This is a genomic window from Monashia sp. HAY1-5C, from assembly GCF_056755255.1.
In genome coordinates this window covers 1-258 of the sequence record NZ_JBPGXG010000474.1, presented here as the reverse complement: position 1 = coordinate 258, position 258 = coordinate 1, and the positions used below count along the sequence as shown (strand labels likewise).

Below are 258 nucleotides of genomic sequence, written 5' to 3'. Positions count from 1 at the left end.
GCCGGGGAAATCCTCGGTCTCGTCGGCGAATCCGGTTCTGGCAAGACCTCGCTTGCCTGGTCGATCATGCGCTACCTGCCCGACAATGCCCGCGAGGTCGGCGGCGCCATCCGGCTGCGAGGGGAAGATCTCGCGGCGAAATCGCCGGCCGAAGTCGGCCGCATGCGCGGCAAGCAGATCAGCATGGTGTTCCAGGACCCCGGCACCTCGCTCAATCCCACCCTTTCGCTCGGCACGCAGCTGACGGAGGCGCTGAGA

At 67.1% G+C, this 258-nt stretch carries 1 protein-coding gene; it reads left to right on the top strand.

Annotated elements, in window-relative coordinates; translation table 11 throughout:
- On the top strand, positions 1 to 258 hold a 258-nt coding region (locus ACR9ZK_RS22490; RefSeq protein ID WP_481344146.1), incomplete at both ends, for an ATP-binding cassette domain-containing protein.